Here is a 23,350-nt window from a genome sequence, read left to right on the forward strand (position 1 = left end):
CTGACGCGGGCGGGCGGTGCATGCCCGCCCGCGCCGCTCACTGCAGCATGAAGATCTCGTATTCGAGCGTGTCGAGCTTCCGGTCGAGCCACGCCATCCCCGCGAGCACGACGACGAGCAGCGCGATCGCGAACCCGTAGCCGTAGAACACCGGCCCCGCAATCAGCGTCAGCGCCGTCAGGCCGCCGTTGAGCGCGCAGAACGCCGCAATCAGCAAGAGGGCCGGCCGCCGCCGGTCGAGATAGATGAAGCTGTTCATGATCGCGAGGAACACCATCTGCAGGCTCGTCGCGATCACCTGCACCGACAGCAGCGGCATGTAGAGCCGCGAGATGCCGATTGCATCGAGCAGCAGCGGACCCGTCGCGAGCACGACGAGCACGGTCAGCGTCTGCACCTTCACGATGTCGAACAGCGCGCTTCGCAGCGCCTGCGCCATCGCGTCGTGCGCGTGCTCGATCTGCTGCAGCGAGCCGCCTTCGCGGATCGCGGTGTTGAATGCACGGTAGTGCCGCGCGAACTCGGTCTCGACACGCAGCAGGAATACCGCCATCCCCGGCGTGATCGCCAGGTATGCGAGGAAAATCGGGATGTCGTAGATGACCGACGCATGCAGCGGCCCGAGCACCGCCTGCCCGGAACTCGGCGAATACCAGAACAACAGCTTGTCGATCCAGATGCCGACGTTGTACAGCAGCCCGATCGCCATCAGCGCCGGATAGCGGTTCGCGCGCCGGAACAGGTCGAACGAGATCACGCGCGTCGCGCTGAAGCCGCCGTAGATGCGGCTCAGCAGCATCAGCAGCAGCAGCGTCTGGCCGACCACGAAGCCGTAGAGCAGCCCCTCGAGGCCGAAGCGCTTGAGTCCGACCGCCGCGAGCGTCGTCACCCCGTAGCCGACGAAGAACGCGCGCAGGATCCCGCTGTACTGCTTGAGCCCCGCGAGGAAGACGCTCGCGATCCAGATGTCGCACAACAGCACGAACCCGGTGATCATCAGCGCGCGATACAGGCTGCTCTGCGCGTCGAACGCGAACCCCGTCACGAGTGCGCCGAGCGCGGCCGCGCCTGCCGTCATGACGATCAGCGCGCCGGAAAAGTTCGGCAGGATCGCGTCGAGCTGCTTGTCGAACAGGCGGTCGCTCGTGAAGCGGGTCAGCGCAAGCTGCATCGGCCCGGTGACGATCAGGCTCGCGGCGATCAGGTAGGTCGCGGAGACCTGGAAATCCGACACGATCGCGTTCGGCAGCAGCGGCGATGCGCCGAGCAGCCCGACGAGCAGCATGCCGACGATCGACCAGATCCACGGCCCGGCGCCGACGAGCCCCGCATACGCGTACGCGCGCATGATGCCGAGCAGCGAGTTGTGCCGCGCAAGCCTGCGCAGCTTGATTCCGATGGCGGCCATCGTTCGCTCCTTGGTCAGACTCGGGCCTGTTCCCGCAACCAAAAAAATTCATTCTGGCGGCCAGCGCAAGCCCGCTATTAGCGGGAACAGGCCTTAGCCGCGCGACGCGTACGGGCAAGTCCCGGCGCCGACGTGCGTGTGGCCGGCGTCGGGCAGGATCCGGTCCGGCGAGCCGGCGAGCATCGAGTAGAGCGCACGATACGCGCCGACCATCCGTTCCTGCGAGTAATACCGTTCGACGCGTGCGATGCCGGCGCGCTGCGCGGCGTGCCACGCGTTCCCGTCGGCGAGCAGGCCGAGCGCCTCGCGCGCGAGCGCGACCGGATCCGCGATCGGCACGACCCGGCCGGCCGAGCCGAGCGAGGCGTCCTCGGCGTCCGCGCCGTGGATCAGTTCGCAGCAGGCGCCGACATCGGTCGTGACGACCGGCACGCCGGCGGCGAACGCCTCGAGCACGGCAAGCGGCAGCGCCTCCGAGATCGAACTCAGCACGAGCACGCCGATCTTCGGCAGCAGGTCGTCGATCCGTTGCATGCCGAGCAGCTTCACCTTGCGCGCGAGACCGAGACGCTCGATCAGCTCCCGGCACTCGGCCGCATACGACGGATCCTCGTTTTCCGGGCCGGCGATCCAGGCCTCGGCGTCCGGCATTTCCCGCACGACGGTCAGCATCGCGCGGATGAAAGTCTTCACGTCCTTGATCGGCACGACGCGGCCGATCAGGCACACCACCTTCGGCACCTCCGCGGGCCGTTGCGCGCGCAGCGGCGCAAGGCGGCGCAGATCGACGCCGTTCGGGATCGTGCGGGTCTTCGGCGCGGGCGCACCGTCGAGCATCTGGCGGCGCCGGTTGCCTTCATACAGCGCGACGATGTCGTCGGCGGCCGCGTAGGTCATCCGGCCGATCGACTCGAAGAAGCGCGCCCACATCTCGTGGAAGTACCCGATGTGCGACGCGTCGTATTCGATCAGGTTGCGGTTGTCGTGGATCCACTGGCTCTGGAACAGCTCGATCTTGCGTTCCTTCGTGTAGATCCCGTGCTCGGAGATCAGCAGCGGCCGTCCCTGCCGGTGCCGCAGCAGCGCGCCGAGAAAACCCGCGTAGCCGGTCGACACCGCGTGATACAGGCGCATCGGGATCAACTGCTCGGCGATGCGCGCGAGCTGCCACAGCGGCCGGTGCATCAGGCGCACCGACCAGAAGTAGTCGGAGAACGACGGATCGCTGCAGTGCGCGCGATACTGGTCGGTCAGGAATGTCCACGCTTCCTGGCTGTACAGGAATTGCGCCTCGTCGAGCCGGTGATCGTCGGTCAGGTCGTCGACGACGCGCCGCACCAGCTTGTTGTCGAGCAGCATATCGTTGGGCCGCCGCAGCTGTTCATGCAGCAGCGCGACCCGCTCGAATGCTTCGCGGTCGATGTGCGTCTCGCGCGCATGCTCGGGCGGCGGGGTGCCGTCGTACAGGTAATGGTTCTCGAGGTGGACGACATTGGCGGGCAGCTGATACGCCATCTTCGGATAGTCGTCCGGCTTGCTGCCGAGAAAGCACAGGCCGAACGTGTATTCGGGAAACGCGTTGATGATGTCGTGCACCCACGACGACACGCCGCCACTGACATACGGATACGTGCCTTCGAGCAGCAGCCCGATGTCGGCGAAAGCGGCGCGCGGCAGCACGTTGCCGAGCGCGTCGGTGACGGTGTCCGGCCGATGCTTGGCCGGGCGCGTATCAAGACCAGTATCGCGCATCATGATGGACGTTCCTCGTCACGTGTTCCAGTAGTCGGCGATCGGCGCGAGCAGGTGCGGCGGCACCCGTGGCATGTCGTCGAGATAGCGCCGCACGGCCGCATAGTCGCGCCGCAGGTACGCGATCTCGGCGAGATAGGGCAGCACGCGCATGCGCGGAAAACCACAGGCAATCGCTTTCTTCAGCATGGCTTCGGCGTCGCCGAGACGGTCGGTCTCGAACGCGAGGCGGCCGCGCAGCCGCCAGAGCGCGCCGTCGGCCGGCTGGTGGTGTAGCGCGCGTGCCGCGTGCGCGTCCGCCTGCTCGAGCGCGTTGCGGTAGACGTCGCCGTCGACGAGACGCGCGTAGACGAGTTCGCCATACAGCTCGGCGAGCGTCTTGTCGACGCGGCAGCGTTCGTCGTCCGACAGGCGGCGCGTGAGCTTCGCGCGTTCGATGCCGATCTGCTGCGTTACGCGTTTCTCGCTCTTGTCGAGCATCCCGTACGCGAGCAGCCGCACATCGTCCGCCGGATCGTTCAGCAGCGCGTGCAGGATCGGGCTCGCCGCGCGCACCGGCATCGTCTGCATCGCGACGAGCGCCGTGACGCGATGGCGCACGGCGATCCGGCGATTCAGCAGGCCCTCCCTGACCTCGTGCTCGTGCGCATACGACAGCGTCGCGAGCAGGTGCGGCGCGAACTGCGGTTCGCGCACGAGCTCGATCAGCGCGCCTTCGTCGAGGCGCGGGAACGCGAGCGCGCGCACGCGGGTGGCCAGGCGCGCGATCGCGTCGGCGGCCGAGCGGCCGGCTTCGCGTGTCGCACGCAGCGTGCGCAGGCCCGGCCATGACACCTGCCGTCGGGACGGCGCAGGCACCGACGCGGCGCGGTTCGGGTGCGTATGCGCATCGCGCGACGCGCGGGCGGGTTTAGGCGGCTTCATCGCAGTCGGCCAGCAGTTGGCGCAGCGCGCCGTCGGACGGCGTGCCGGCGAGGGAAACCCGGCGCGCGACGACGCGCGCCTCCGTGAAGCCGATGCCGAACTGGTTGCGGACATCGGTCTCGATCCGTTGCACCTGCGCGTCGACGGTGGCGTCGCTGCTGAGCGGCATGATGAAGACCAGCCCGCGCTTGGCGCCGATGTGCACGACCCACTGCACGTGGAAGTCGAGATTCGTGCGCTCGACGTAATCGAACATCGCCTGGGCCTGCCTGCTCGCATCGAACAGCAGCATCACGACCGACGACGCGACGCCGCTCGTGCGCTGCAGGTCGGCGAGGCGCGCGTATTCGAGCGCGAAGTCGTACGGGCAGTCGGGGTACGACTGCAGCACGTCGCGGGTGATGGCCGCATGCCGCACGCCATTTGCGTAGTAGCTGCACATCACGAACATCAGCTGCAGATTGTCCGAGGTCAGTGCGAGGAACGGCAGTTCGGACACGACGAGCACCCCGACGACCGCGTCGTCCGCGCCGATCAGCGGCGCGCACGCGACATAGCGGGTGCGGGCGCGCTCGCGCACGTCGAGCGACTGCAGGTGCGCGAGCGCGAGTTCGTCGAGTGCGGTGGTGACGAGCGGATCGCCGGCGTCGAACTCGAACTGCCGGCCGATGCCCGCGATCGGCGTGGCGTCCAGCTCGCCGTCGTGCCATGCGTGGATCTGCGCGGCTTCGATCTGGCACGCCTGCGTGACGGCTTCGAGGAACGACTGCGCGCCGGGCAGCGGTACTGTCGTACCGCTGACGGACATGTCGCTGCCGGATGTGCCGCGCAGCGTGATGTCGCGCAGGCGCGCAAGCGCGTCGCGCAGCGTCGCCGGCCTGACGAGCAGATCCTGTTCGAGCTGGTCGTGCGACAGGCGCAGCAGGAACTGGTTGTTGGTCAGCACGGACAGCCGCTCGCTCAGGTACGTGTTCGATACGCGGGCCTGCGACAGTCGCGTCGCCCACGTGTCGCTGAACTGGCCGGCGACGAGCATCGTGATGAAGCCGCCGACGAAGAAATCGCGCGGGAACACATCGGCGAGCGGCAGTTGCGCGTAGAACACGACCCACGCGGCGAACAGCAGCGCGCCGCCGCCGAGGCCGGCGACGGTGCCGTAGCGCAGCGCGACGAACAGCGGCAGCAGCCACAGCCACGGAAACGCCTTGCCGATCAGCAGCGGATCGGCGGGCGACAGCACGCGGCATACGGCGAATACGGCAACGGACAGGACGAGCGTCTCGAGCGCGACGTACGACGCCGAGTGTTCGCGGGGCAGCAGCGACGCGAAGCGCGCCGCCGACGTGAGACGCAGGAAGCGCGAGCGCCGGCTCGCCTGCTGGACGTCAGGACGCGTGTCGATCCCCGCGTCGAATCGCGTCGATTTGGTGTCAATGGCCATCGAAAACCTCGCCCTTTCGTTGTTATTTCAACCTGCGCGGCCGCCACGCGGGCGGCGGCCGCGCCCCTGCTGTCATGCCAAGTCTCATCAGGCCGGACCGGGCACGGTGACCGTGCCGCCTGCCGGCATTGCAATGCTGGAAATCGGTTGGCCGCCGTACGTCTCGACGCTCGTGCCGCAGCTGATGCCGGTCACGGGCATGGTGACGGCGTTCGTCGTCGCGAGCCGGATGCGGTTGCCGGACGCGCCGAGCAGCAGCGTGCCGGCGGCGCCGGACGCGTTGTATGCCATGCGCGCCGCCATCGAGACACCGATGTCGTGCTCCGCGCGACGCGACACCGGCAGCGCGAACAGCGCGTTGTACCTGGCGAGCGTCGCCGCGATCAGGTCGCCGAGCTGCGTCGCCTGCATCGGCGTCGTGGTCGTATTCGCGCAGGTGATCAGCGTGAGGCCGTAGTTGTCGGGGAAGCCGGACGGATACGTGTAGAGCGTCGCCTGGCGCACGCGGAACGCCTGCTCGTAGTTCCACTGCGTCTGCCATTGCGCGGCGCTGAATGCGCTTTCGTACGTGCCGGTCGACGCATTCAGGTAGCCGAGGTTGCCGGTGCTCGGCAGCACGCCCTGGTAGCGGCCGTTGCCGAGACCGTCGGACAGCATCGTCGCGGTGAGCGGCGTCTTCGTCGCGATCAGCGCGTCATACGGCACGCCGACCTGGTTCAGCACCGACGTGATCGCGGCGAAACTCGGCTCGGTGCCGTCGGCGGACACGACGAGCAGTTTCATCGCGATCGACACGGGTGTTTCCGCGATTGCGCGCAGCGGCATCGCACCGAGCGCGATGACAAGCACCAGCGAGGTCAGCGAGAAAGCGGCGAGATCGCGCGTGACCCGGCATACGGCGGTATGCATGGCGGCTACGCATGCTCTGCGCAAGCGGGAAGCCGTGTTCGAATGCATGATGTTCCCCTCGACCGGGCGATCGGAAACGTGGCTCGTATGCGATGGCGATGTTGTTGGTCTGGTGGATCGTTAGCGTACCTTGCGGAGCTCCTGCTGTGGCTGCGTCGGGTAGGTCGTCGGCTCGACGGGACCACGTTTCACGTCGTGCCTGACCTTGATGACGAGCGGCGGCGCGCTCTTGTCGTTCGCGGGCGTCGAGGCCGTCTGCGCGAACGTGTGTGCCGGGCCTGCGATAAGCGCAGGCGCCGCACCGAGCGCGATGACAGTCTTTCGACCCGCTATGCGTGAAATTCCCGAAATCATGGTCCTGGCTCCGCGTTGGTTGGGCGGCTGCGAGCGAACACGCGCTGCCGATGCTGCACCCGTCGGAGATGCAAGGAACATACCAGTGCCCCGGCCTCCGTGCGCAAGGCGCGCCGGACCGTGCGACATGGGGATCAGCACGCCATGGAATGGGGGAAATACGCCCAATCGCGCGATATTTGTTTCATCGCTGATACATCGGCGACGCTATCGGCGTGCTGCGTGCCGACGCACGGACGGCCGCGCATGTGCGCGGGCGTCGGCAGCGTGCGCATGCGACGGGTCGCGCGACACCGATGACGGCCGGCGCCGTGATCTGTTGCACATGCAAGGTTGCGGCAGCGTGTAACAGTTGTGCAACGGCCCCCCATTCGCGGGCCGAACCTACGGGAAAATACGCCCCGACGTTTCGCGGTCCTGCACGGTTCGCCTGCTTGAACTTCGCGAGGGCATGGTCTATTCCTTCATCCAAGGATTCGCGCTTCCGATGCGCGGACGTTTCGATTGCCGACGCTGCGCTGAACATCGCATCGCGTGCGGCACCGAAACCAGTACAACGCTGGAATTTGCCATGCAGAGCCTAATGTCGAAAGGGCCGGGGGGCATGGTCATGTTGGGGAGGATCAGACGCTACATTGTCGGTGCGAGAGCGCTCGTTGCGTGTCTCGCACCGCTGTCAGTGTCTGCGCAGGCTGCCTCCGTCGACGCGACTCCGCTTCCCGCCGATTCCGCCGCCGCACTCGCGACGCCGCTTGCCACGGCCGACGCGGCTGCCGCACGCGCGGATCGCGCGGACGCTTCCCGCGCGGCCATCGTGCCGCTTCCCGCCTTCGCGTTCTTCTACGGCGCACACGTGCCGGTTGCCGCGCTGTCGACGTTCGCCAGCGTCGTCGTCGAACCCGACAGCGATTTCGATCCGCATGCGGCCGATACGCCGCACACCGCATGGCTCGCGTACGTGAGCGTCGGCGAGGTGAGCACGACGCGCGCGTACTTCGACGCGATTCCGAAGGCCTGGCTGAACGGCGAGAACCGCGCATGGGGCTCGCTGGTCGTCGACCAGGCGGCCCCGCAATGGCCTGCGTTCTACGTCGATCACGTGATCGCGCCGCTATGGGAGCGCGGCTTTCGCGGCTTTTTCCTCGATACGCTGGACTCGTACCAGATCGTCGCGAAGACCGATGCCGAGCGCGCGCGCCAGCAGGCGGGCGTCGTGGCGGTGATCGATGCGATCAAGGCGCGCTATCCGTCGGCGCGCCTGATGCTGAACCGCGGCTTCGAGCTGCTGTCACGCGTGCACGAGCTCGTGTATGCGGTTGCGTTCGAGTCGCTGTATCGCGGCTGGAACCAGGCGCAGCAGCGCTACACCGAAGTGTCGCCGGCCGATCGCGCGTGGCTGATGCTGCAGGTGGAGACGGCGAAGGCGTACGGCTTGCCGGTCGTGTCGATCGACTACTGTCCGCCTGCCGACGCCGCTTGCGCGCACGATACCGCCGCGCGCATCCGGGCGGCCGGCGTGATTCCGTACGTGACGGGGCCGGCGCTCGACGTCGTCGGCATCGGCGCGTTCGCGAAGCGCCTGCGTGCGCCGGCGTTCGCGTGGCGCGACGCCGCACCCGCGGCGCGCGAGGCGGTGGGGTGGTCGGGCGCGTATGCGGCCGGTCCTGTGCAACACGTCCACATGGAAGCCGACCGTGCAAGCTGACCGCAAAAGACTCGTATCGCCGCTCGGTATCGCTGGCTTCGGCGCAGCGGTCACGCTGTCGCTCGTCGCCGTGTTCCCGCGCGGCACGCTCGAACGCGCGCTGCTCGAAAGCCGCGAGGCCGATACGCTGACTGTCGCCTACCTGCGCGCGTGGCTGCGCGCCGATCCGAACAACGCGGGCGCGGTCGAGCACCTCGCGCGCGAATACATCGACGAAGGGCGCTACGACGATGCGGAGCGGCTCGTCGCGCAACTGCGCGCGTCGTCCGACGCCGACGTGAAGCAGCGCGCGATCCTGGCCGACATCGGAATCGCCGAGCGGCGCCTGTATTCGCTGCCCGAAGGCGCGCCCGAGCGCATCGGCCGCATCGCGAAGCTCGACGCGCTGCTGGGCGCCGCGGTCGACGTGCCGTGGCCGACGCTGCAGCTTCAGCTGCTGGCGGTCAAGGCGCTCGCGCTGAACGACGGTGGGCTCGCCGCGCGCTACTACCACCGGCTCGCGTCGCGCGAACCGATGCGTGCGACGTACTGGCTCGGCAAGGAGTCGGCCGCGCAGCTCGCGAGCGGGCACTACCGCGAGGCGGCGGACGCGTCGTTCGCCGCGAGCGCGCGCGCGGCGTCGAAAGGCGAACGGCGCGCGTTCTTCTTCGCGGGGCTGCGCGCGCTGCAGGGCGGCAACCTGCTCGGCGATGCGATGCTGGCCGCGCGCCAGCACATCGGCGAACTCGCGAACGACGCGCACACGCTGCGGTTCCTGATCTCGCTGGCGCTTGCGGCGGGCCGCCCCGATCTCGCCGCCGACTACACGAGCCAGCTCGTGAAGCTGCATGGCGCATCGAAGCACGCCGACGCGGCGCCGTCGGCCGAGCATCACGCGGCTGACACACCGCGTCTCACGTTCGCGGTGTGGCGCTGGAGCGACCGGGCGCGCATCGTGCGCGTCGCGCAGGCAGCGGATGAGCAGGACGACGCGCAGGACGATGCGCAGGACAACAAGGCCGCGCCGGAACCGGGCAAGGCGGCCGGCAAGGCAGCGGGCAATGCAGCGGCGAGCGTGGCCGGGAAGGCAGGCGATGAGGCCGCGCCGTCGGACGACGAGCTCGCGTACAAGGTGTACCTGCAGAACAGCAAGCTGCGCGAAGCGGAGGAGGTGGCGCGCAACGCGCTCGCGCGCGATCCGGGTTCGGTGCCGTGGCACGAACGGCTCGCGCAGGTCGCGATCTGGAACAACAGGCCGCGCGTCGCGCTCGACGCGTACATGTGGCTCGCGAAGACGCGCAACGACGAAGCGTCATGGCAGCAGGTGCTGCGGCTCGCGCCCGCGCTGCGCGATGATCGTGCGCTGCTGGCCGCGATGCAGCACGAACTCGACCGGAGCGGCGGGAAGGTCGACCGCCGCAAGCAGCTCGAATGGATCGACGCGTACGTCGCGATCGAAGAAGGGCGCGCCGATCCGGGCGCCGCGATCCGCTTCCTCGCGTTGCAGTCGCACGGCGCGCTGCGGCAGCCGGTGCTGGAACGCACCGCGGCGGTCGCGGAGCGCACCGGCGACGACGCGCTCGCGCTGCGCACGTGGCAGACGCTCGAACACGACTACGGCCCGAATTCCGCGTATGCGACGAAGATCGCGGTGGCGCTCTACGGCCAGCATCGCTATGCGGACGCGCTTGCCGCGCTCGAGAAGGCGAAGCCTGCGAAGGAGGACGGAGCTGAAACCGTCCAGTACTGGCGCCTCTACGCGACGCTCGGCAAGCTCGCGGGCAAGCCGGACGTCGTCGTCGAAGGCTCGCGGCACGTGCTGAAGAGCGGCCGCGAAACGCCGACCGATCTCGAGCAGATGATCGACGCGCTCGACACGCAGCCGCTCGACGCGGGCCGCGTCGCCGAATTCGCGTACCGCCGCACGGGTGAGCTGCGCGACCTGCGGCGCGCGGTGTACTACTACACCCGCGCGCGGGCGTACGAGCGGATCAAGACGCTGCTCGACTCGCTGACGCCCGCGCAGGCCGCGGCCGCGGAGCGCGATCCCGACTACCTGATGGCGCGCTCGCAGTACTGGCGGCTGGTCGGCGAACCGGCACGCGCGCTCGACGACGTGCGCGCGGTGCTGCGGATCCAGCCGGACAACGCGAACGCGCAGGTCGCACTGATCTGGCTGCTGAACGACTCGGGCAGCGATTCCGACCTGCGCGCGGCGCTGCGCACCTACCGCTCGCACGCGACGGGCGACACGCCGCTGACCGCGGCGTATGCGGCCGCGTACCTGCGGCTCGGCGATGCGCGCGCGGCATTGCATTTCCTGCGCCAGAACCTGCCGTCGCATCGCGACGACGTGCTGTGGCGACTGACGGTTGCCGACGCGCTCGAGCTGTCCGGGCAGACCGACGAGGCGTGGCAGATCCGGCGTACCGCTTGGAAGATGCTGCACCGGGAACGGATCGACGCACGCCGGCCGTCGCGGATGACCCCCGACGAATACGACATGGCGCGCGTGCGCTTCATCGCGCTGACCGACCGCTTCGCCGGCGGCGACGCATCGAAGCGGCTGTTGATCGAGCTGCTGCGCAAGGACGAGCAGGCGAATGCCGCACCGGCGTCGAAGGCCGAGACGGATCTCGGCGACCTGTCGATGCTGCCGCCGGCGACCGCGGAGTCGCTGGCCCGTCGCAACGCACACTATTCGGCGGCCGCGCGCGAGGCGATGCTCGCGTGGAGCCAGTCGCACGATGCGTACGACTTCGAGCGCGACTGGCTCGCGTGGCACTACACCGAGCGCCTGTCCCAGCCGTACTATGCGAACGCAGCCCTCGCGCTCGCGGACGGCAACAACGCGAAGCTGTCGCAGATGCTCGACGATCCGGCCGATCCGTTGCCGACGTCGGAAAAGATAGCTGCCGAGCAAGGCGCCGGCCGCGTCGAAGCCGCGCAGCAGGACGCCGCGGAGGCGCAGAACCTGCTGCCGGACAACGACGCGATGCACGCGACGTACGTCGACTCGGTGCTGCCGACCGCGCAGGCGATCGCGCCGGGCTTCCGGTATCTGCATACAGGGCCGCTGCTGTTCTACGAGACCAGCATCGGCGCGGGCGTGCGCATCACGCCGACGCTCGCGTTCGCGTTCCGCTATGTCGACCGTGCGCAGCACGGCGACAGCTCGCTGCCCGGTGTGCCCGGCAAGGACCGGAACTTCGAGGGCGTGTTTCGCCGCTACGGCACGATCGACCGCGAAGCGCTCGTGATCGGCCGCCGCGATGCGCTGCGCGACTTCACGACGGTGCGCATCGAGGGCTCGCTGTTCGACGGCCGGCCGCTGAGCTTTACCTATTCGATCGGGCGCAACCAGGAGGCGACGGAATCCGCGCAGCTGCAGGTCGGCGGCGTGAAGGACAATGTCGCCGCCGCAGTCGCGTTCCAGCCGGACCCGCACATCTTCACGCGGGCGCGCATCGAATACGCGCGCTTCCTTGGCCAGGACCGCTCGTATCTCGGGCACGGCACGCTGATCACCGCGGATGGCGGCTACAAGCTGCGCATCGCGTATCCGGACTTCACGGTGCGCGTCGCCGTCACGCACGGCGAATACACCGCGAACGGTTCGCCGGGCGCATTGCTGCAGCAGCTGGTGCCGAGTGGCGAGCCGTTGACGGCGTCGCAGTTCGTGCCGAACACGTTCACGCAGGTCGCGTTGCTCGCCGGCTTCGGCAACGGGCTCATCGACGGCTATTCACGCCGCTGGCGGCCCTTTCTCGAGGTCGGCCCGCTGTACGACTCGCACGCGAAGTGGGGCGAGCGCGTGACGGCGGGCGTTGTCGGCAGCGTGATCGGCAACGACCAGGCCGGCCTCTATATCACCCATGCCAGCGCGTCGGCGAACCATTCGACGCCCTTCACCGAAGTCGGGATCCGCTATCGCTGGATGTATTGACCCCGGAAACCAAGGAGAGCGAAATGAACGAGAGCGCAACGCCGCGTGCGGCGGACAAGCCGGTGCGGCACGGATGGACGGCCCGCCGCTGGTGCATCGCGCTGGCGGCGGCGAGCGCGCTGCTCGCCGGCTGCGCGCAGGTGGACAGCGGCCCCGTGTCGCCGTTCGAGGCGAGCGGCGGCAACAGCGACTTGCGGATGGCGAACACCGGCTGGGCGATCCTGCCGATCGAGAACAACACCGAGACCGCGAACGCGGGGCAGCGCGCCGCGTCGATCGTCGCCGGCTTCCTGCGCGCGCAGGGCTACGCCGACGTGCGCGAGTACCGCGCGCCGGGCGACGACGGGATGTTCACGGACTGGACCGGGAGCGACATCGGCAAGGCGAAGAAGTGGGCGACCGACAATCACCTGCGCTACGGGCTGACGGGCGCGGTGAACGAATGGCGCTACAAGGTCGGCGTCGACGGCGAGCCGGCGATCGGCATCGCGCTGCAGATCATCGATCTGCAGACCGGCGCGGTGGTGTGGAGCGGCACCGCGAGCCGCACGGGCTGGAGCCGCGATGCGGCAACGAGTGTCGCGCAGGGGCTGGTGCGTCAGCTGCTGGCACCCGTCGTCGGATCCGGCAACAGGCACGCGAGTTCGTAGCGTGTGTGCGGCGCCTGCGGGGGCGCCGCGCAGCGTGGCGCCGGAGGCGGGCAGCGCGCCCGGCCTCCGGCCGTCGCGCGCTCGGAGCGCGCGGCGTGAGGCGAGGCGTCAGAGGCCCCAGTAGCAGACGGTGCCCTGGCCGGCGCTCGCATCCGGCGCGTACGGCGAGAAGCCGTGCGACCGGCTCGACGCGTACGCACTCGATGCATCGGCCGTGTTCGTGCACGAACCGACATAGTCGACGGTCGCGATCCAGAACGGATGGCCGCCCGGCGCGAGGTTCATCGCCTTCCAGTTCAGCAGCTCCTGTTCCGCGCTCGCGTCGTAGGTCGGCTTGTAGACCTCCTCGTGCGCGACGCCGTCGAGCAGGCTCGCGAATGCGACGCCGCCCGTCGTGCCGTTGCGCGTCACGTTGCTGGTTGCGTTCTGCATCACGATCAGCAGGTTCGGGTACTTCTGGCGCAGCTTGCGCATGAGATCGAGGCCGCCCTGGCTGCAGGCTGCGTCGCATGGGCCGTTGGTGGTCGACGTGCCGTGCTCGACGATCTCGAGGTTGTCGAGGTAGAAGCCGTCCGCACCCTGCGCGACGAGCTGCGGTGCGATGACGTTGAGGATCAGGTTCTGGTAGTCGGCGTTGCCGGGGTTCATCCACGTCTCGTCCGAGTAGCCCTGGTACGCGCCGAGTTGCGCGGCGGTGTTCGCGCCGCACGACACGTAGCCGCTCGGCGCGGTGTTCCAGTAGCTGCGCCAGTGCTCGCACGAGCCGAGGTTCAGGTAGCTCAGCACCTTGTTCTGGCCGTTGTTTTTCAACGTCGCGACGTTGGCCGGCGTGAAGTTGCCGGTGCCCGGATCGAGGTCGATGTCCATGATCCGGAACGTGCTCGCGGCGCGATTCAGGTCGAGGCTCGACGCGGGGCCGTAGTACGTCATCCACGGAGCCGCGAAAGGAAAGCCGGGGCCGCTCGACGCGGTGGCGTTCGAAGTGGACGTCGAGGTGGGCGTCGGCGTCGACGAGGAGGTCGATGCCGGGGGCGTGGTCGACGACGGCGTGGCAGTCGTGCCGGAGGTCGTCGTGGTCGACGACGGCGTAGCGGTGGTGCCCGAGGTCGTCGTGGTCGACCCGGTGGTCGCGGTCGTCGTGCCGGTCTTGCTGTTCAGCGTGGCGCCGGTCTGCTCGCCGCCGCCGTCGCCGCCGCAGGCGGTCAGCATCACGGGAACGATCAGGGCAAGGGCTAACGGTGCAATGCTTCGCATCGGGGATTCCTGGTCAGGTTCGGGTTGCGTCGCAACCGGTCGTTGTCCGACGGCGCTTGCGCGGCTGCGGCGACCGGTCGGTCGCGGCGCGCGGCGCGCGGCGCAGGGCCGGGCGTCAGGTCCGGCAACCGGCGAACGGGCCGGTAGCGGAGGGCTGGTGGCGGACGGCCGGTGGCGGATGGCCGGTAGCGGACAAACGGCGCCCAGGCGGGCGCCGCGTGAAAGTTCGAAAAGTCCGGAATCGGAGGCGGGCGATGCGCCCGGCCTCCGGCCGTCACGCGCGCGGGGCGCGCGACGTTGGGCGGACAGCGGGGGGAATTACAGGCCCCAGTAGCAGACTTCGTTCTGGCCGGCGCTCGCATCCGACACGTACGGCGTGAAGCCGTGCGAGCGGCTCGACGTGTACGCGCTCGACGCGTTGGCCGTGTCGGTGCACGAGCCGACGTAGTCGAGCGTCGCGATCCAGAACGGGTGGCCGCCCGGCGTCAGGTTCATGCCCTTCCAGTTCAGCAGTTCCTGCTGCGCCTGGCTGTCGAAGGTCGGCTTGTAGACCTCCTCGTGCGCGATGCCGTCGAGCAGGCTCGCGAACTTCACGCCGCCGGTGGTGCCGAGGCGCGTGACGTCGCTGGTCGCGTTCTGCATCACGATCAGCAGCTTCGGATACTTCTGGCGCAGCTTGCGCACGAGGTCGAGGCCGCCCTGGCTGCAGGCCGCGTCGCACGGGCCGTTGGTGGTCGACGTGCCGTGCTCGACGATCTCGAGGTTGTCGAGGTAGAAGCCGTCGGCGCCCTGCGCGACGAGACGCGGCGCGACGAAGTTGAGGATCAGGTTCTGGTAGTCCGCGTTGCCGACGTTCATCCACGTCTCGTCGGAGTAGCCCTGGTACGAACCGAGCTGCGCGGCCTTGTTCGCGCCGCACGACACGAAGCCGCTCGGCACGCTGTTCCAGTAGTCACGCCAGTGTTCGCACGAGCCGAGGTTCAGGTAGCTCAGCACCTTGTTCTGGCCGTTGTTCTTCAGCGTCACGATGTCGCTCGGCACGAAGTTGCCGACGCCCGGATCGAGATCGACGTCCATGATCCGGAACGTGCTGGCCGAGCGGTTCAGGTCGATGGTCGTGTCGTCGCCGTAGTACGACATCCACGGCGACTGGACCGCGAAGCCGGGGCCGCTCGACGCGGTCGTCGTCGTGGTCGTATTGGGCGTGCTGCTGCTGGAGGTCGTGCTCGACGAGCTCGACGACGTGCCCGAGCCCGTCGACGACGAGGAGGTCGAGCCGTTACGGCTGCCCCAGCCGCCGTTCCAGCTCAGGGCGCTCGCGGATTGGGTGCTGCCGTCGTCGCCGCCGCAGGCGGCAAGCATTACGGGGACGATGAGGGATAGGACCAACGGGGCAATTCTTCGCATCGGATTATTCCTGTTCAGTTCAGTTCGATTGGGCGGTTGCATGGCAACCCGGGACACCCCCCCACGCCACGCCGCAACGCACCGGGGCGCGCAGAGGCAGCGCCCGCATGTGTGTCCGGAACCGTAATCGAGGGGATCAGCAAACGACGTCCGGCCGGTCTGCCGTGGCACCGGCGAGGCCGAACGTGTGGCGGTTTTGGACGCCGCCAACTCTCCGCCGCGCGTGCGCTTCGCGCGCGCCGGCTCGATGGAGAGACTGAGGTTGTTATTGATTAGACCAATTGATATTTAAATCTGATGATTTAAATTAATTGGAAACCGACTTTAACCGAGCCGGGTTTTTGCAAAGGTAACGAGATGTGTATCGGGTAACAACGCGTAAGGACAGAGGAATGCGACGGCAAACGCGTGACGCCACGCGGTGCTGGTGCCTCGCGCGGCGAGCTTCAGGTATCGCGTGAACAGGAAAGGATTACCGCTGGTTACGGTTTCTGTTACAAGTCGGCCTGGCGGCCTTGCATGGAACGATACGACCCCCAGCGATTCGCGCGTGCGAAGGTGCCGACGTCGTTGAAGCGCACGCCGACTTCGCGCAGCGCCGCATGCGCGGTTTTCGCGGTGAGCTGGCGGATATAGAAGGGGTCGCGCACCACGAAGTGATGGATCGCGTGCGTGCTGCCGAAGTTGAAGCAGAACAGCTGGAACGGCAGCATCCACCACGGGTTGAGCACCTGCGTCTGCTGGATCACGTTGCGCGGGTCGATGTCGCCGAAGTAGTGCATGTTCGAGCTGACGAAATTGATGCAGAAGCTGCGCACGAAGTTCGGCCCGAGCCACACCACCGCGAGAAAGTCGACGACCTGCATCACGCGTTCGACGACGGCCGGCACGGCGACCGGGTAGCCGAACGCGTGCAGCGCGAACAGGCCGGCGTGATAGACGATGAACGCATGCCACAGCGCGTAGTACAGGTGGCCGACCGGCATGTACGACGACATCTGCTCGACGCGCAGCTGCGTGCGCTCGGCCGCGTCCTGCATGGGCTGCGCGGCGACGTACTGCTTCACCTTGCGGCGCATCGCATCCGGGCGCAGCACCACCGCGAGCATCCCGTCGGCGAGCATCAGCAGGCGCTTCACGCCCCAGCGCTCGCCGTTCGTGATGCCGAATTCCTCGAGATCCGATTCGCCGCCCGACACCTTGTGGTGGTGCAGGTGCATGCGCCGCCGCGTCCACGGATTGATCGTGCCGGGCCGCGTGAGCCAGCACAGCGCCATCATCAGGTGGTACGCCCACGGCGTCTTCCTGAAGTACATCAGGTGGATCAGGTCGTGTTCGAGTTCGTGGATCAGCGACGTCGCGAACGCGGCAAGCGGCAGCGCGACGTACCATGCGAGCGTGCCGCGCGCATACGCCCACGCGATCGCGAGCATGGCGGCGACGCAGACGGCCATCACGCTCGCGCCGACGAGGTTCTGGTTGTCGAGCAGCGGAACGCGCGCGCGGATCGCGTCGCTCGCCGCGTTGACTTCGCGGCGCACGTACGCGACTTTCTCCGCGTCGTTGCGGAACGTGACTCGGGCTCGCTGGATCATCGACCGGGTTTCCTGCACAAGGGTGGGGCGCAATGCCGATGTGACAAGCATAGGCGCGTGCCGCGCCGCGTGCGAGGTTCGCCGGTGCCAATGACGGTGTCATTTCGGGCCATCGCGTCCGGGGCGCGTGATGCGTGCCGCACAAATTCGGGCAAGATGGCGGGATGGCATGCCGCGGCCTGATCCACGCGAAGCGATGCGGGCGACGCGTCGTCGTTCGGCGCGCGTCATCCGGCTCCAGCGTCCAGGAGGTTTGCGATGCATTACCAGCCCGACGACGTCTCCCGCCTGCTGTTGCACGTTCCGTCGCTGACGTTGAACCGGGCCCGTTCGGCTGAACGGTTCCTGACGGATGTCGTCGACGCCGGCGACGAACTCGGGCATCTGCTGCACGACTATCCGCAAGTGCGGTACGAGCCCCTGGAGTTCCATTACGTGTGCCAGCAAAGCCTGTCCGCGTTGACGGATGCGCTGCTGGCCGACCTGACCCGGCATGACGGATGGCGGGGTATCCATTGGGCCGCGCTGCTGGTTGCGCTGTCAGGGGATGCGCGCTATCTGCCGCACCTCGACGTGCCCGGGGACATCCCGGCGCTCAGGTGGGTGACCGAACTCGCCAAGGCTGCGTTGAACCCTGAAGCGCCGTTGGCAGAGTCTCCGTGCTGCCGGTTGATCGTTCGCCTGCGGGCGCAACTCGCACCGTTGCCGCGCGTCGTCGTGCGGTTGCGCGTGCTTCCCGCGCCGGAAGACATCGAGGCAGGGCTGGCGGCCGTTCGCGCCGCCTATCGCAGCGGCGGTGCGGAAGCGGCGCTGGCGATGGCGCGTCATTGGCGCCTGTCCTGACGTCGCGACGGGCCGGCGCGACACGTCGCGATGATGCGCGGCTAGAGTCCTGCCCACGTGTCTCCGCGGGCCAGCGGCCGCTACAATCCGCGAAAACCGCTCCGGAGTCGACGCATGGCCCTGTCCGTCCAGGATGCCGCACGCCAGTTGAACAAGGCGACGGTATCGTCCGCGTATGCGCTGTTCATGCTGATGCTCGCCGAAGAGCGCGGGATCGTCGTGGACCGGATCCTCGCCGGTTCCGGCGTCGCGCGAGCGGCTCGCGCAGCCCGACGCGCGGATCACGCCGCTGCAGCAGGCGGCGATCGTCTTCAACCTGCTCGACGCGACGGGCGACCCGTCGATCGCGATCGAGATCGGGCTGCGCAGCAGCCTCACGAAGTCGGGGCTGATCGGTTTCGGGCTGATGAGCTGCGCGACGCTCGGCGAGGCGATCCAGCTCGGCATCCGCTACCTGCCGACTCGCGTGCCGTTCTTCTCGGTGCGCCTCACGCAATTCGACGACACCGCGCAGATCGACGTGCTCGAAGCGTTTCCGCTCGGCCGGCTGCGCCAGTTCGCGGTCGAGAACTTCATGGTCGAGACGGCGATGCTGTTCAACTCGCTGCTCGAGCCGGCGCCCGGCCGCACGCTCAAGTCGCGCGCCGAGCTGCATTTCGCATGGCCCGAGCCGCCGTGGTTCGCGGGCTATCGCGCGCGGCTGCCGCGCTGCCACTTCGATGCGAGCGCGAACCGGATCCGCTGCGACGCCGCGCTGCTCGACGAGCCGATCGGCACCGCGAACGCGCAGACCGCGCAGATGATCGTCCAGCAGTGCGAGGCCGAGCTCGCGCGGCTCGGCTATGCGGAGAGCGTCGTCGAGCGGGTGCGCAACCTGCTGATCTGCGGGATGCACGGCTACCCGTCGCTCGACGACCTCGCGCGCGAGCTGCACATGTCGGCGCGCACGCTGAAGCGCAAGCTCGCGGAATACGGCGCGACCTATTCGGCACTGCTCGACGAGATCCGCCTGCGCGATGCGCTGCGGCTGCTCGAAGGCACGCGGCTGCCGGTCGACGAGATCGCGGCGCGCGTCGGTTATACGGATCGCGCGAATTTCACGCGCGCGTTCAAGCGCTGGACCGGGGTTGCGCCGAGCGAGCGGCGCTGAGCGGTAAGCGGGGAGAGGCGGGGCGGCAGTGCGTACTGCGCGGATCTCATGCGTGCGCTCGGGCGTCGGCCTGGCGTCGCATCGAGCGAACGGCGGTGACGGGAGGCGGCAAGCGCAATCGCGCAGACCCGCCAGCCGCCTTGCGTCAGACGAACTCGACCCAGTTCGCGCCGCGCCCGCCGTTCGCGCGTGCAATGAGCGACAGCGTGCCGTCGTCGGGCGCGATCGCATAGACCGACACCTGTTCCGACTGTTCGCCGCATGCGACGAGATACCGCCCCGACGGATCGATCGCGAAGCCGCGCGGCTGCGTTTCGGTCGCCGTCGCGTGCACGGGGTCGAACGTGCCGTCCGCGTTGCGGCGAAAGCAGATGAGCTGGCTCGTCGTGCGCTCGGAGACGTACCCGAAGCGTTCGTCCGGGCTCAGGTGCAGGTCGGCGGCCCAGACGGCCGGTTCGGCCGGCGCCGGCGGCCGCGCATGGCCGGGCGCGAGCTGCGCGAGCGTGGCGGGGCGCACCGAGATGCGGGCGTCGCCGAGCCGGCCGCTGTCCGGATCGCGCGCGAACACGGCGAGCGTGGCCTCGAACTCGCTGACGGCGACGAGCGCGCGGCCGTCGCGGGTCAGCCGCAGATGGCGCGGCCCGAAGCCGCGTTCGACGCGCGCTTCGCCGTGCTCGATCGCGCGGATGCCGCGCATGTCGTTGATGAGTTCGAAACAGAAAATCCGGTCCGAACCGAGCGAGCTCACGTACGCGAAACGGTCGTCCGGCGACACGATTACCGCGTGCGCGTTCGGGATGCCGCCGATCACCTGCAGCGGCACGCCGTCGCCGGCGCGCACGCGTGCGGCGTCGTAGAGGCTCAGCGAATGCCCGCCGTACGACGCGCCGAGCAGCCACCGGCCGCTGCTGTCGAGCGTCAGGTAGGCGAGGCTCGCGTCGATCGCGGTGGAGGCGACGCGCGCGAGCGCGCCGGTGTCCGGTTCGATGTCGAACGCGACGATCGCGGGCCGCTCGCCGCGCGTCGCTGCATACAGCCGCGTGCGGTCGGCGGAGCGCGCGAGCGGCATCACGACGTCGCCTGCCGGATGGAGGCCGAGCGGCGCAAGCGTGCCGCTGCCGGCATCGACGGAGAAGGTCGAGAGATCGCCGTCGATCGCGTTCGAGACGACGACGGTGAGGCGTTCAGTGTTCGGCATGGCGGAGCATCGTGGCACGCGTGAAGGACTCGTCGGCCGGCAGGCCGCGCGGCGGATCGCTGCGCCGGTGCGTGCGGGCGAACAGCGCGGCGACCGCGGCGACGAGGGACGCGATCGCGAGCGCATACAGGCCGCCCGTGATCGAACCCGTATGTTGCTTCAGATAGCCGAATGCCGTCGGCGCGACGAAGCCGCCGAGGTTGCCGATCGAGTTGATCAGCGCGATCACGGCCGCGGCGACGCGCGTGTCGAGATAGCCCTGCGGGATCGGCCAGAACAGCGACGACGCGGCCTTGAAGCCGAGCGCCGCGAAGCAGATCGACGCGAACGACCACACCGGATCGTGCGACGTCGACGCGAACAGCCCGCATGCGGCCAGCACGAGCGCGAACGCGAGCCAGCGCTGCGGATGCTTCCATTTCGCGGACAGCACCGCGAAGCCGTACATCGCGCCGATCGCGATCATCCACGGAATCGTGTTGTAGAGCCCGACCTGGAAGTCGGTGAGGCCGCCCATCTTGCGGATGATCGTCGGCAGCCAGAAGGTCGCCGCGTAGATCGTCAGCTGGATCGAGAAGTACAGGAAGCAGAACAGCACGATCTGCGGATCCTTCAGCAGCGCGACGCTCGGCACGTGCACGTGCGAACGCATGTCGCGCTTCGCCCGTTCTTCGTCGAGCGCGCTCTGGAGCGCGGTGCGCTCGTCCGGCGTGAGCCACGTCGCGTCGCGGATGTGCGACTTCAGCAGCAGCCAGCTCACGCCGCACAGCACGACCGAGAACATGCCTTCGATCAGGAACATCCACTGCCAGCCCTGCAGGCCGAGCCCGTGGATCGACAGCAGCGCGCCCGTGACGGGCCCGGACAGCACCGACGCGAACGCCGAGCCGCCGAGGAAGATCGCCATCGCCTTGCCGCGTTCCTGCGGCGGCAGCCATTGCGTCAGGTAGAGCACGACGCCGGGGAAGAAGCCGGCCTCGGCCGCGCCGAGCAGGAAGCGCAGCACATAGAACGACGTGTCGTTCCACACGAACGCCATCGCAGCCGCGACGATGCCCCACGTCGCCATGATCCGCGCGAGCCAGACGCGTGCGCCGTAGCGCTGCATCAGCAGGTTCGACGGCACCTCGAACAGCGCGTAGCCGACGAAGAACAGCCCGGCGCCGAGCCCGTAGGCCGCGGCGCCGATCCCGATCGACGCCTCGAGATGGCGGTCGACGAAGCCGACGTTCACGCGGTCGATGTAGTTGGCGATGAACATGATCAGCACGAGCGGCAGCACGTGCCATTTCACTTTCGAGACGGCGGACGCGAGCGGGTCGCGGCCAGCCAGGGCGGGCGAGGGCGTGGTCAAGGGTGTCTCCGGGCGGGATGCGTCAGGCGGTTCGGATGCCGGGCTGGTCGCGTCTAGTAGTATGTCGTCGTACGACATGTTACGCGTTGCCGGATCACATGACGCCACGGGTTTACCCGAAAATCCGCGATTTATTGGAAATGACGCCGACGAGAGCGATGGAGAATGAATGGTTTGATATCAGATGACGTATGACATCGCTGAGCGGTCGGCCGTGCCAGGCCCCCCGCCTGCGTCACGCCATCGACACGACACTGTTGAGCAGCGTCTTCACGAGCACGGCCTGGCGCGTCGCGCCCGTCTTCGCGAAGATCCCGCGCAGGTGAGCGCGCGCGGTGTTCTTCGTGATCCCGGTGGCCGCGGCGGCCTCGTCGAGCGTGAGGCCGTCGACGAGCAGCAATGCGATCTCGGTCTCCATCGGCGTGAGGCGGAACAGCTTGTGCAGCATGTCGCGCGACGTCTGCGGCGACGACGTCGGATCGCGGACGAACACGGCGATCGCCGGCCGGTGCCGCCGGTCCTCCGCGCCGCGATAGGGCGCGAGCGGCCGCAACAGCACGTTGAGCGGCATCGCGCCGCCGGGGCGCGACAGCGTGGTCGCCTCGATGCGGCCGAGCGCGCCGGCGCGGAAGTGGTCGAGCGCCGCCTGGATCGCCTTCTGCAGCCGGCGCTCGTCGAGCGGACACGATGCGTGCAGCCGGTCCTGGCGCACGCACAGGCCGTCCTGCCGGTCGAACAGGCGCTCGGCGATGCGGTTGCGCTTCATCACGCGGCCTTCGTCGTCGAGGATCGCGGTGCCGACGTCGAGGCGGTCGATCGTGCCCGCATACAGCGCGCGCTCGGCGTCCACGACGTCGAGCGTCGCGTGCAGCTCGACCGCGCGCTGCAGGTGCGGCAGCAGCACCGCGACCCGCGCGCGCTCGGCCGCGTCGAAATCGCGGCAGCCGTGCGCGCGGCTCACGAAGAACGCGCATTCGACGCCGCGCTCGCCGCGCAGGTTCGCGCCGAGGACGTAGCGCAGGTCGAGCGGCTGCAGGTATTGCCGGTAGAAATCGTGCGCGCACCACGCCGCTTCGCCGAACAGCGTGTCGGCGGTGAACACGCGGCCGGCGGGCTCGTCGAGAAACGGGCAGAGCGCGTAGAACTGCTCGCTGTACGACGGCTCGCCGGGCAGCAGCGGACCGTGCGCCGACGCGTTGATGATGAGGCCGCGCCGCGTGCCGCCCGGGCTGCGCAGCACGAGCGTCGTGAAGCTCGCGTCGAGCTGCGCGCGGATCGCTTCGAGAAAGCCGGCCCACGGCGTCGCCTCGGTCGCACCGCGATAGACGAGCGCGAGCCACGCATCCAGGTCGCGCGCGGTCCACGCGGCATCGTCGAAGCAGTCGTGGGTGGCGTCGCCGCCGCAGGACGGAACAGCGATCCGCATGCTCGCAATCTCCTTGAACGGAATCAGGGGGGCCCGTTCGAGCATACGGATCCGG

The 23,350-nt window shown here is 68.6% G+C and carries 15 protein-coding genes and 1 pseudogene; 5 read left to right on the plus strand and 11 right to left on the minus strand.

The features are described from left to right. Window positions 1-37: 37 nt before the first annotated feature. The 5 genes from pelG to ACV229_RS33140 form a co-directional block, all read right to left on the minus strand. On the minus strand, window positions 38-1,408 hold the full coding sequence (gene pelG / locus ACV229_RS33120; RefSeq protein ID WP_448087309.1) for an exopolysaccharide Pel transporter PelG: 1,371 nt from the start codon (window positions 1,406-1,408) through the stop codon (window positions 38-40). Window positions 1,409-1,501: 93 nt separating this feature from the next. Continuing rightward, window positions 1,502-3,163, minus strand: coding sequence for a GT4 family glycosyltransferase PelF (pelF, locus tag ACV229_RS33125; RefSeq protein WP_448087310.1), 1,662 nt, complete (start codon window positions 3,161-3,163; stop codon window positions 1,502-1,504). Window positions 3,164-3,178: 15 nt separating this feature from the next. Further along, window positions 3,179-4,084 (minus strand): tetratricopeptide repeat protein, encoded by a 906-nt coding sequence (locus ACV229_RS33130; RefSeq protein WP_448087311.1) that lies wholly within the window; start codon window positions 4,082-4,084, stop codon window positions 3,179-3,181. Continuing rightward, window positions 4,071-5,525 carry a PelD GGDEF domain-containing protein gene (locus tag ACV229_RS33135; RefSeq protein ID WP_448087312.1) on the minus strand — a complete coding sequence of 485 codons (1,455 nt, stop codon included), beginning with the start codon at window positions 5,523-5,525 and terminating at the stop codon, window positions 4,071-4,073. The genes ACV229_RS33130 and ACV229_RS33135 overlap by 14 nt, the downstream gene beginning before the upstream one ends. 87 nt (window positions 5,526-5,612) lie before the next feature. Next, a complete protein-coding gene (locus ACV229_RS33140; RefSeq protein WP_448087313.1) occupies window positions 5,613-6,434 on the minus strand; it encodes an Agd3-related carbohydrate-binding protein in 822 nt (273 codons plus the stop codon). Window positions 6,435-7,467: 1,033 nt separating this feature from the next. Here ACV229_RS33140 and ACV229_RS33145 point away from each other — a divergent pair. The 3 genes from ACV229_RS33145 to ACV229_RS33155 are packed head-to-tail and all read left to right on the plus strand — an operon-like array spanning window position 7,468 to window position 13,068. Then, complete coding sequence (locus tag ACV229_RS33145; RefSeq protein ID WP_448087314.1) at window positions 7,468-8,493, plus strand: endo alpha-1,4 polygalactosaminidase; 1,026 nt, start codon at window positions 7,468-7,470, stop codon at window positions 8,491-8,493. Continuing rightward, window positions 8,483-12,418, plus strand: coding sequence for a tetratricopeptide repeat protein (locus tag ACV229_RS33150; protein WP_448087315.1), 3,936 nt, complete (start codon window positions 8,483-8,485; stop codon window positions 12,416-12,418). The genes ACV229_RS33145 and ACV229_RS33150 overlap by 11 nt, the downstream gene beginning before the upstream one ends. A gap of 23 nt (window positions 12,419-12,441) precedes the next feature. Then, a complete protein-coding gene (locus tag ACV229_RS33155; protein ID WP_448087316.1) occupies window positions 12,442-13,068 on the plus strand; it encodes a hypothetical protein in 627 nt (208 codons plus the stop codon). A gap of 108 nt (window positions 13,069-13,176) precedes the next feature. Here ACV229_RS33155 and ACV229_RS33160 read toward each other — a convergent pair whose 3' ends face one another. The 3 genes from ACV229_RS33160 to ACV229_RS33170 form a co-directional block, all read right to left on the minus strand. Next, on the minus strand, window positions 13,177-14,322 hold the full coding sequence (locus ACV229_RS33160; protein ID WP_448087317.1) for an endo alpha-1,4 polygalactosaminidase: 1,146 nt from the start codon (window positions 14,320-14,322) through the stop codon (window positions 13,177-13,179). 318 nt (window positions 14,323-14,640) lie between these two features. Beyond that, on the minus strand, window positions 14,641-15,729 hold the full coding sequence (locus ACV229_RS33165) for an endo alpha-1,4 polygalactosaminidase (RefSeq protein ID WP_448087318.1): 1,089 nt from the start codon (window positions 15,727-15,729) through the stop codon (window positions 14,641-14,643). Between the two features lie 494 nt (window positions 15,730-16,223). After that, window positions 16,224-17,324: a fatty acid desaturase gene (locus ACV229_RS33170; RefSeq protein ID WP_448087319.1), complete on the minus strand. Its 1,101-nt coding sequence runs from the start codon at window positions 17,322-17,324 to the stop codon at window positions 16,224-16,226. Window positions 17,325-17,582: 258 nt separating this feature from the next. Between ACV229_RS33170 and ACV229_RS33175 the strand changes: the two genes are divergently transcribed. Together ACV229_RS33175 and ACV229_RS33180 are read left to right on the plus strand one after the other, a co-directional pair. Continuing rightward, window positions 17,583-18,167, plus strand: coding sequence for a hypothetical protein (locus ACV229_RS33175; RefSeq protein WP_448087320.1), 585 nt, complete (start codon window positions 17,583-17,585; stop codon window positions 18,165-18,167). Window positions 18,168-18,281: 114 nt separating this feature from the next. Then, window positions 18,282-19,317, plus strand: a pseudogene (locus ACV229_RS33180) (AraC family transcriptional regulator). A 145-nt stretch (window positions 19,318-19,462) separates the two neighbouring features. On the opposite strand, the gene ACV229_RS33185 reads toward ACV229_RS33180, so the two are convergent. From ACV229_RS33185 to ACV229_RS33195, 3 genes are all read right to left on the minus strand, one after another. Further along, a complete protein-coding gene (locus ACV229_RS33185) occupies window positions 19,463-20,515 on the minus strand; it encodes a lactonase family protein (RefSeq protein ID WP_448087321.1) in 1,053 nt (350 codons plus the stop codon). Continuing rightward, the gene (locus tag ACV229_RS33190) at window positions 20,502-21,869 is read right to left on the minus strand and encodes an MFS transporter (RefSeq protein ID WP_448087322.1); all 1,368 of its coding nucleotides are present in this window, start codon (window positions 21,867-21,869) and stop codon (window positions 20,502-20,504) included. The genes ACV229_RS33185 and ACV229_RS33190 overlap by 14 nt, the downstream gene beginning before the upstream one ends. Window positions 21,870-22,104: 235 nt before the next feature. After that, window positions 22,105-23,295 (minus strand): helix-turn-helix transcriptional regulator, encoded by a 1,191-nt coding sequence (locus ACV229_RS33195; protein WP_448087323.1) that lies wholly within the window; start codon window positions 23,293-23,295, stop codon window positions 22,105-22,107. Between the last annotated feature and the right edge of the window lie 55 nt (window positions 23,296-23,350).

It is taken from the genome of Burkholderia sp. MR1-5-21 (assembly GCF_053427715.1).

What these genes read in the sequence shown, in the direction of transcription:
- ACV229_RS33130 (WP_448087311.1), bottom strand. Translation starts at nt 4,084, where the DNA reads ATGAAGCCGCCTAAACCCGCCCGCGCGTCGCGCGATGCGCATACGCAC.
- ACV229_RS33185 (WP_448087321.1), bottom strand. Translation starts at nt 20,515, where the DNA reads ATGCCGAACACTGAACGCCTCACCGTCGTCGTCTCGAACGCGATCGAC.
- ACV229_RS33135 (WP_448087312.1), bottom strand. Translation starts at nt 5,525, where the DNA reads ATGGCCATTGACACCAAATCGACGCGATTCGACGCGGGGATCGACACG.
- ACV229_RS33160 (WP_448087317.1), bottom strand. Translation starts at nt 14,322, where the DNA reads ATGCGAAGCATTGCACCGTTAGCCCTTGCCCTGATCGTTCCCGTGATG.
- ACV229_RS33170 (WP_448087319.1), bottom strand. Translation starts at nt 17,324, where the DNA reads ATGATCCAGCGAGCCCGAGTCACGTTCCGCAACGACGCGGAGAAAGTC.
- ACV229_RS33140 (WP_448087313.1), bottom strand. Translation starts at nt 6,434, where the DNA reads ATGCATACCGCCGTATGCCGGGTCACGCGCGATCTCGCCGCTTTCTCG.
- ACV229_RS33175 (WP_448087320.1), top strand. Translation starts at nt 17,583, where the DNA reads ATGCATTACCAGCCCGACGACGTCTCCCGCCTGCTGTTGCACGTTCCG.
- pelG (WP_448087309.1), bottom strand. Translation starts at nt 1,408, where the DNA reads ATGGCCGCCATCGGAATCAAGCTGCGCAGGCTTGCGCGGCACAACTCG.
- ACV229_RS33195 (WP_448087323.1), bottom strand. Translation starts at nt 23,295, where the DNA reads ATGCGGATCGCTGTTCCGTCCTGCGGCGGCGACGCCACCCACGACTGC.
- pelF (WP_448087310.1), bottom strand. Translation starts at nt 3,163, where the DNA reads ATGATGCGCGATACTGGTCTTGATACGCGCCCGGCCAAGCATCGGCCG.
- ACV229_RS33155 (WP_448087316.1), top strand. Translation starts at nt 12,442, where the DNA reads ATGAACGAGAGCGCAACGCCGCGTGCGGCGGACAAGCCGGTGCGGCAC.
- ACV229_RS33165 (WP_448087318.1), bottom strand. Translation starts at nt 15,729, where the DNA reads ATGCGAAGAATTGCCCCGTTGGTCCTATCCCTCATCGTCCCCGTAATG.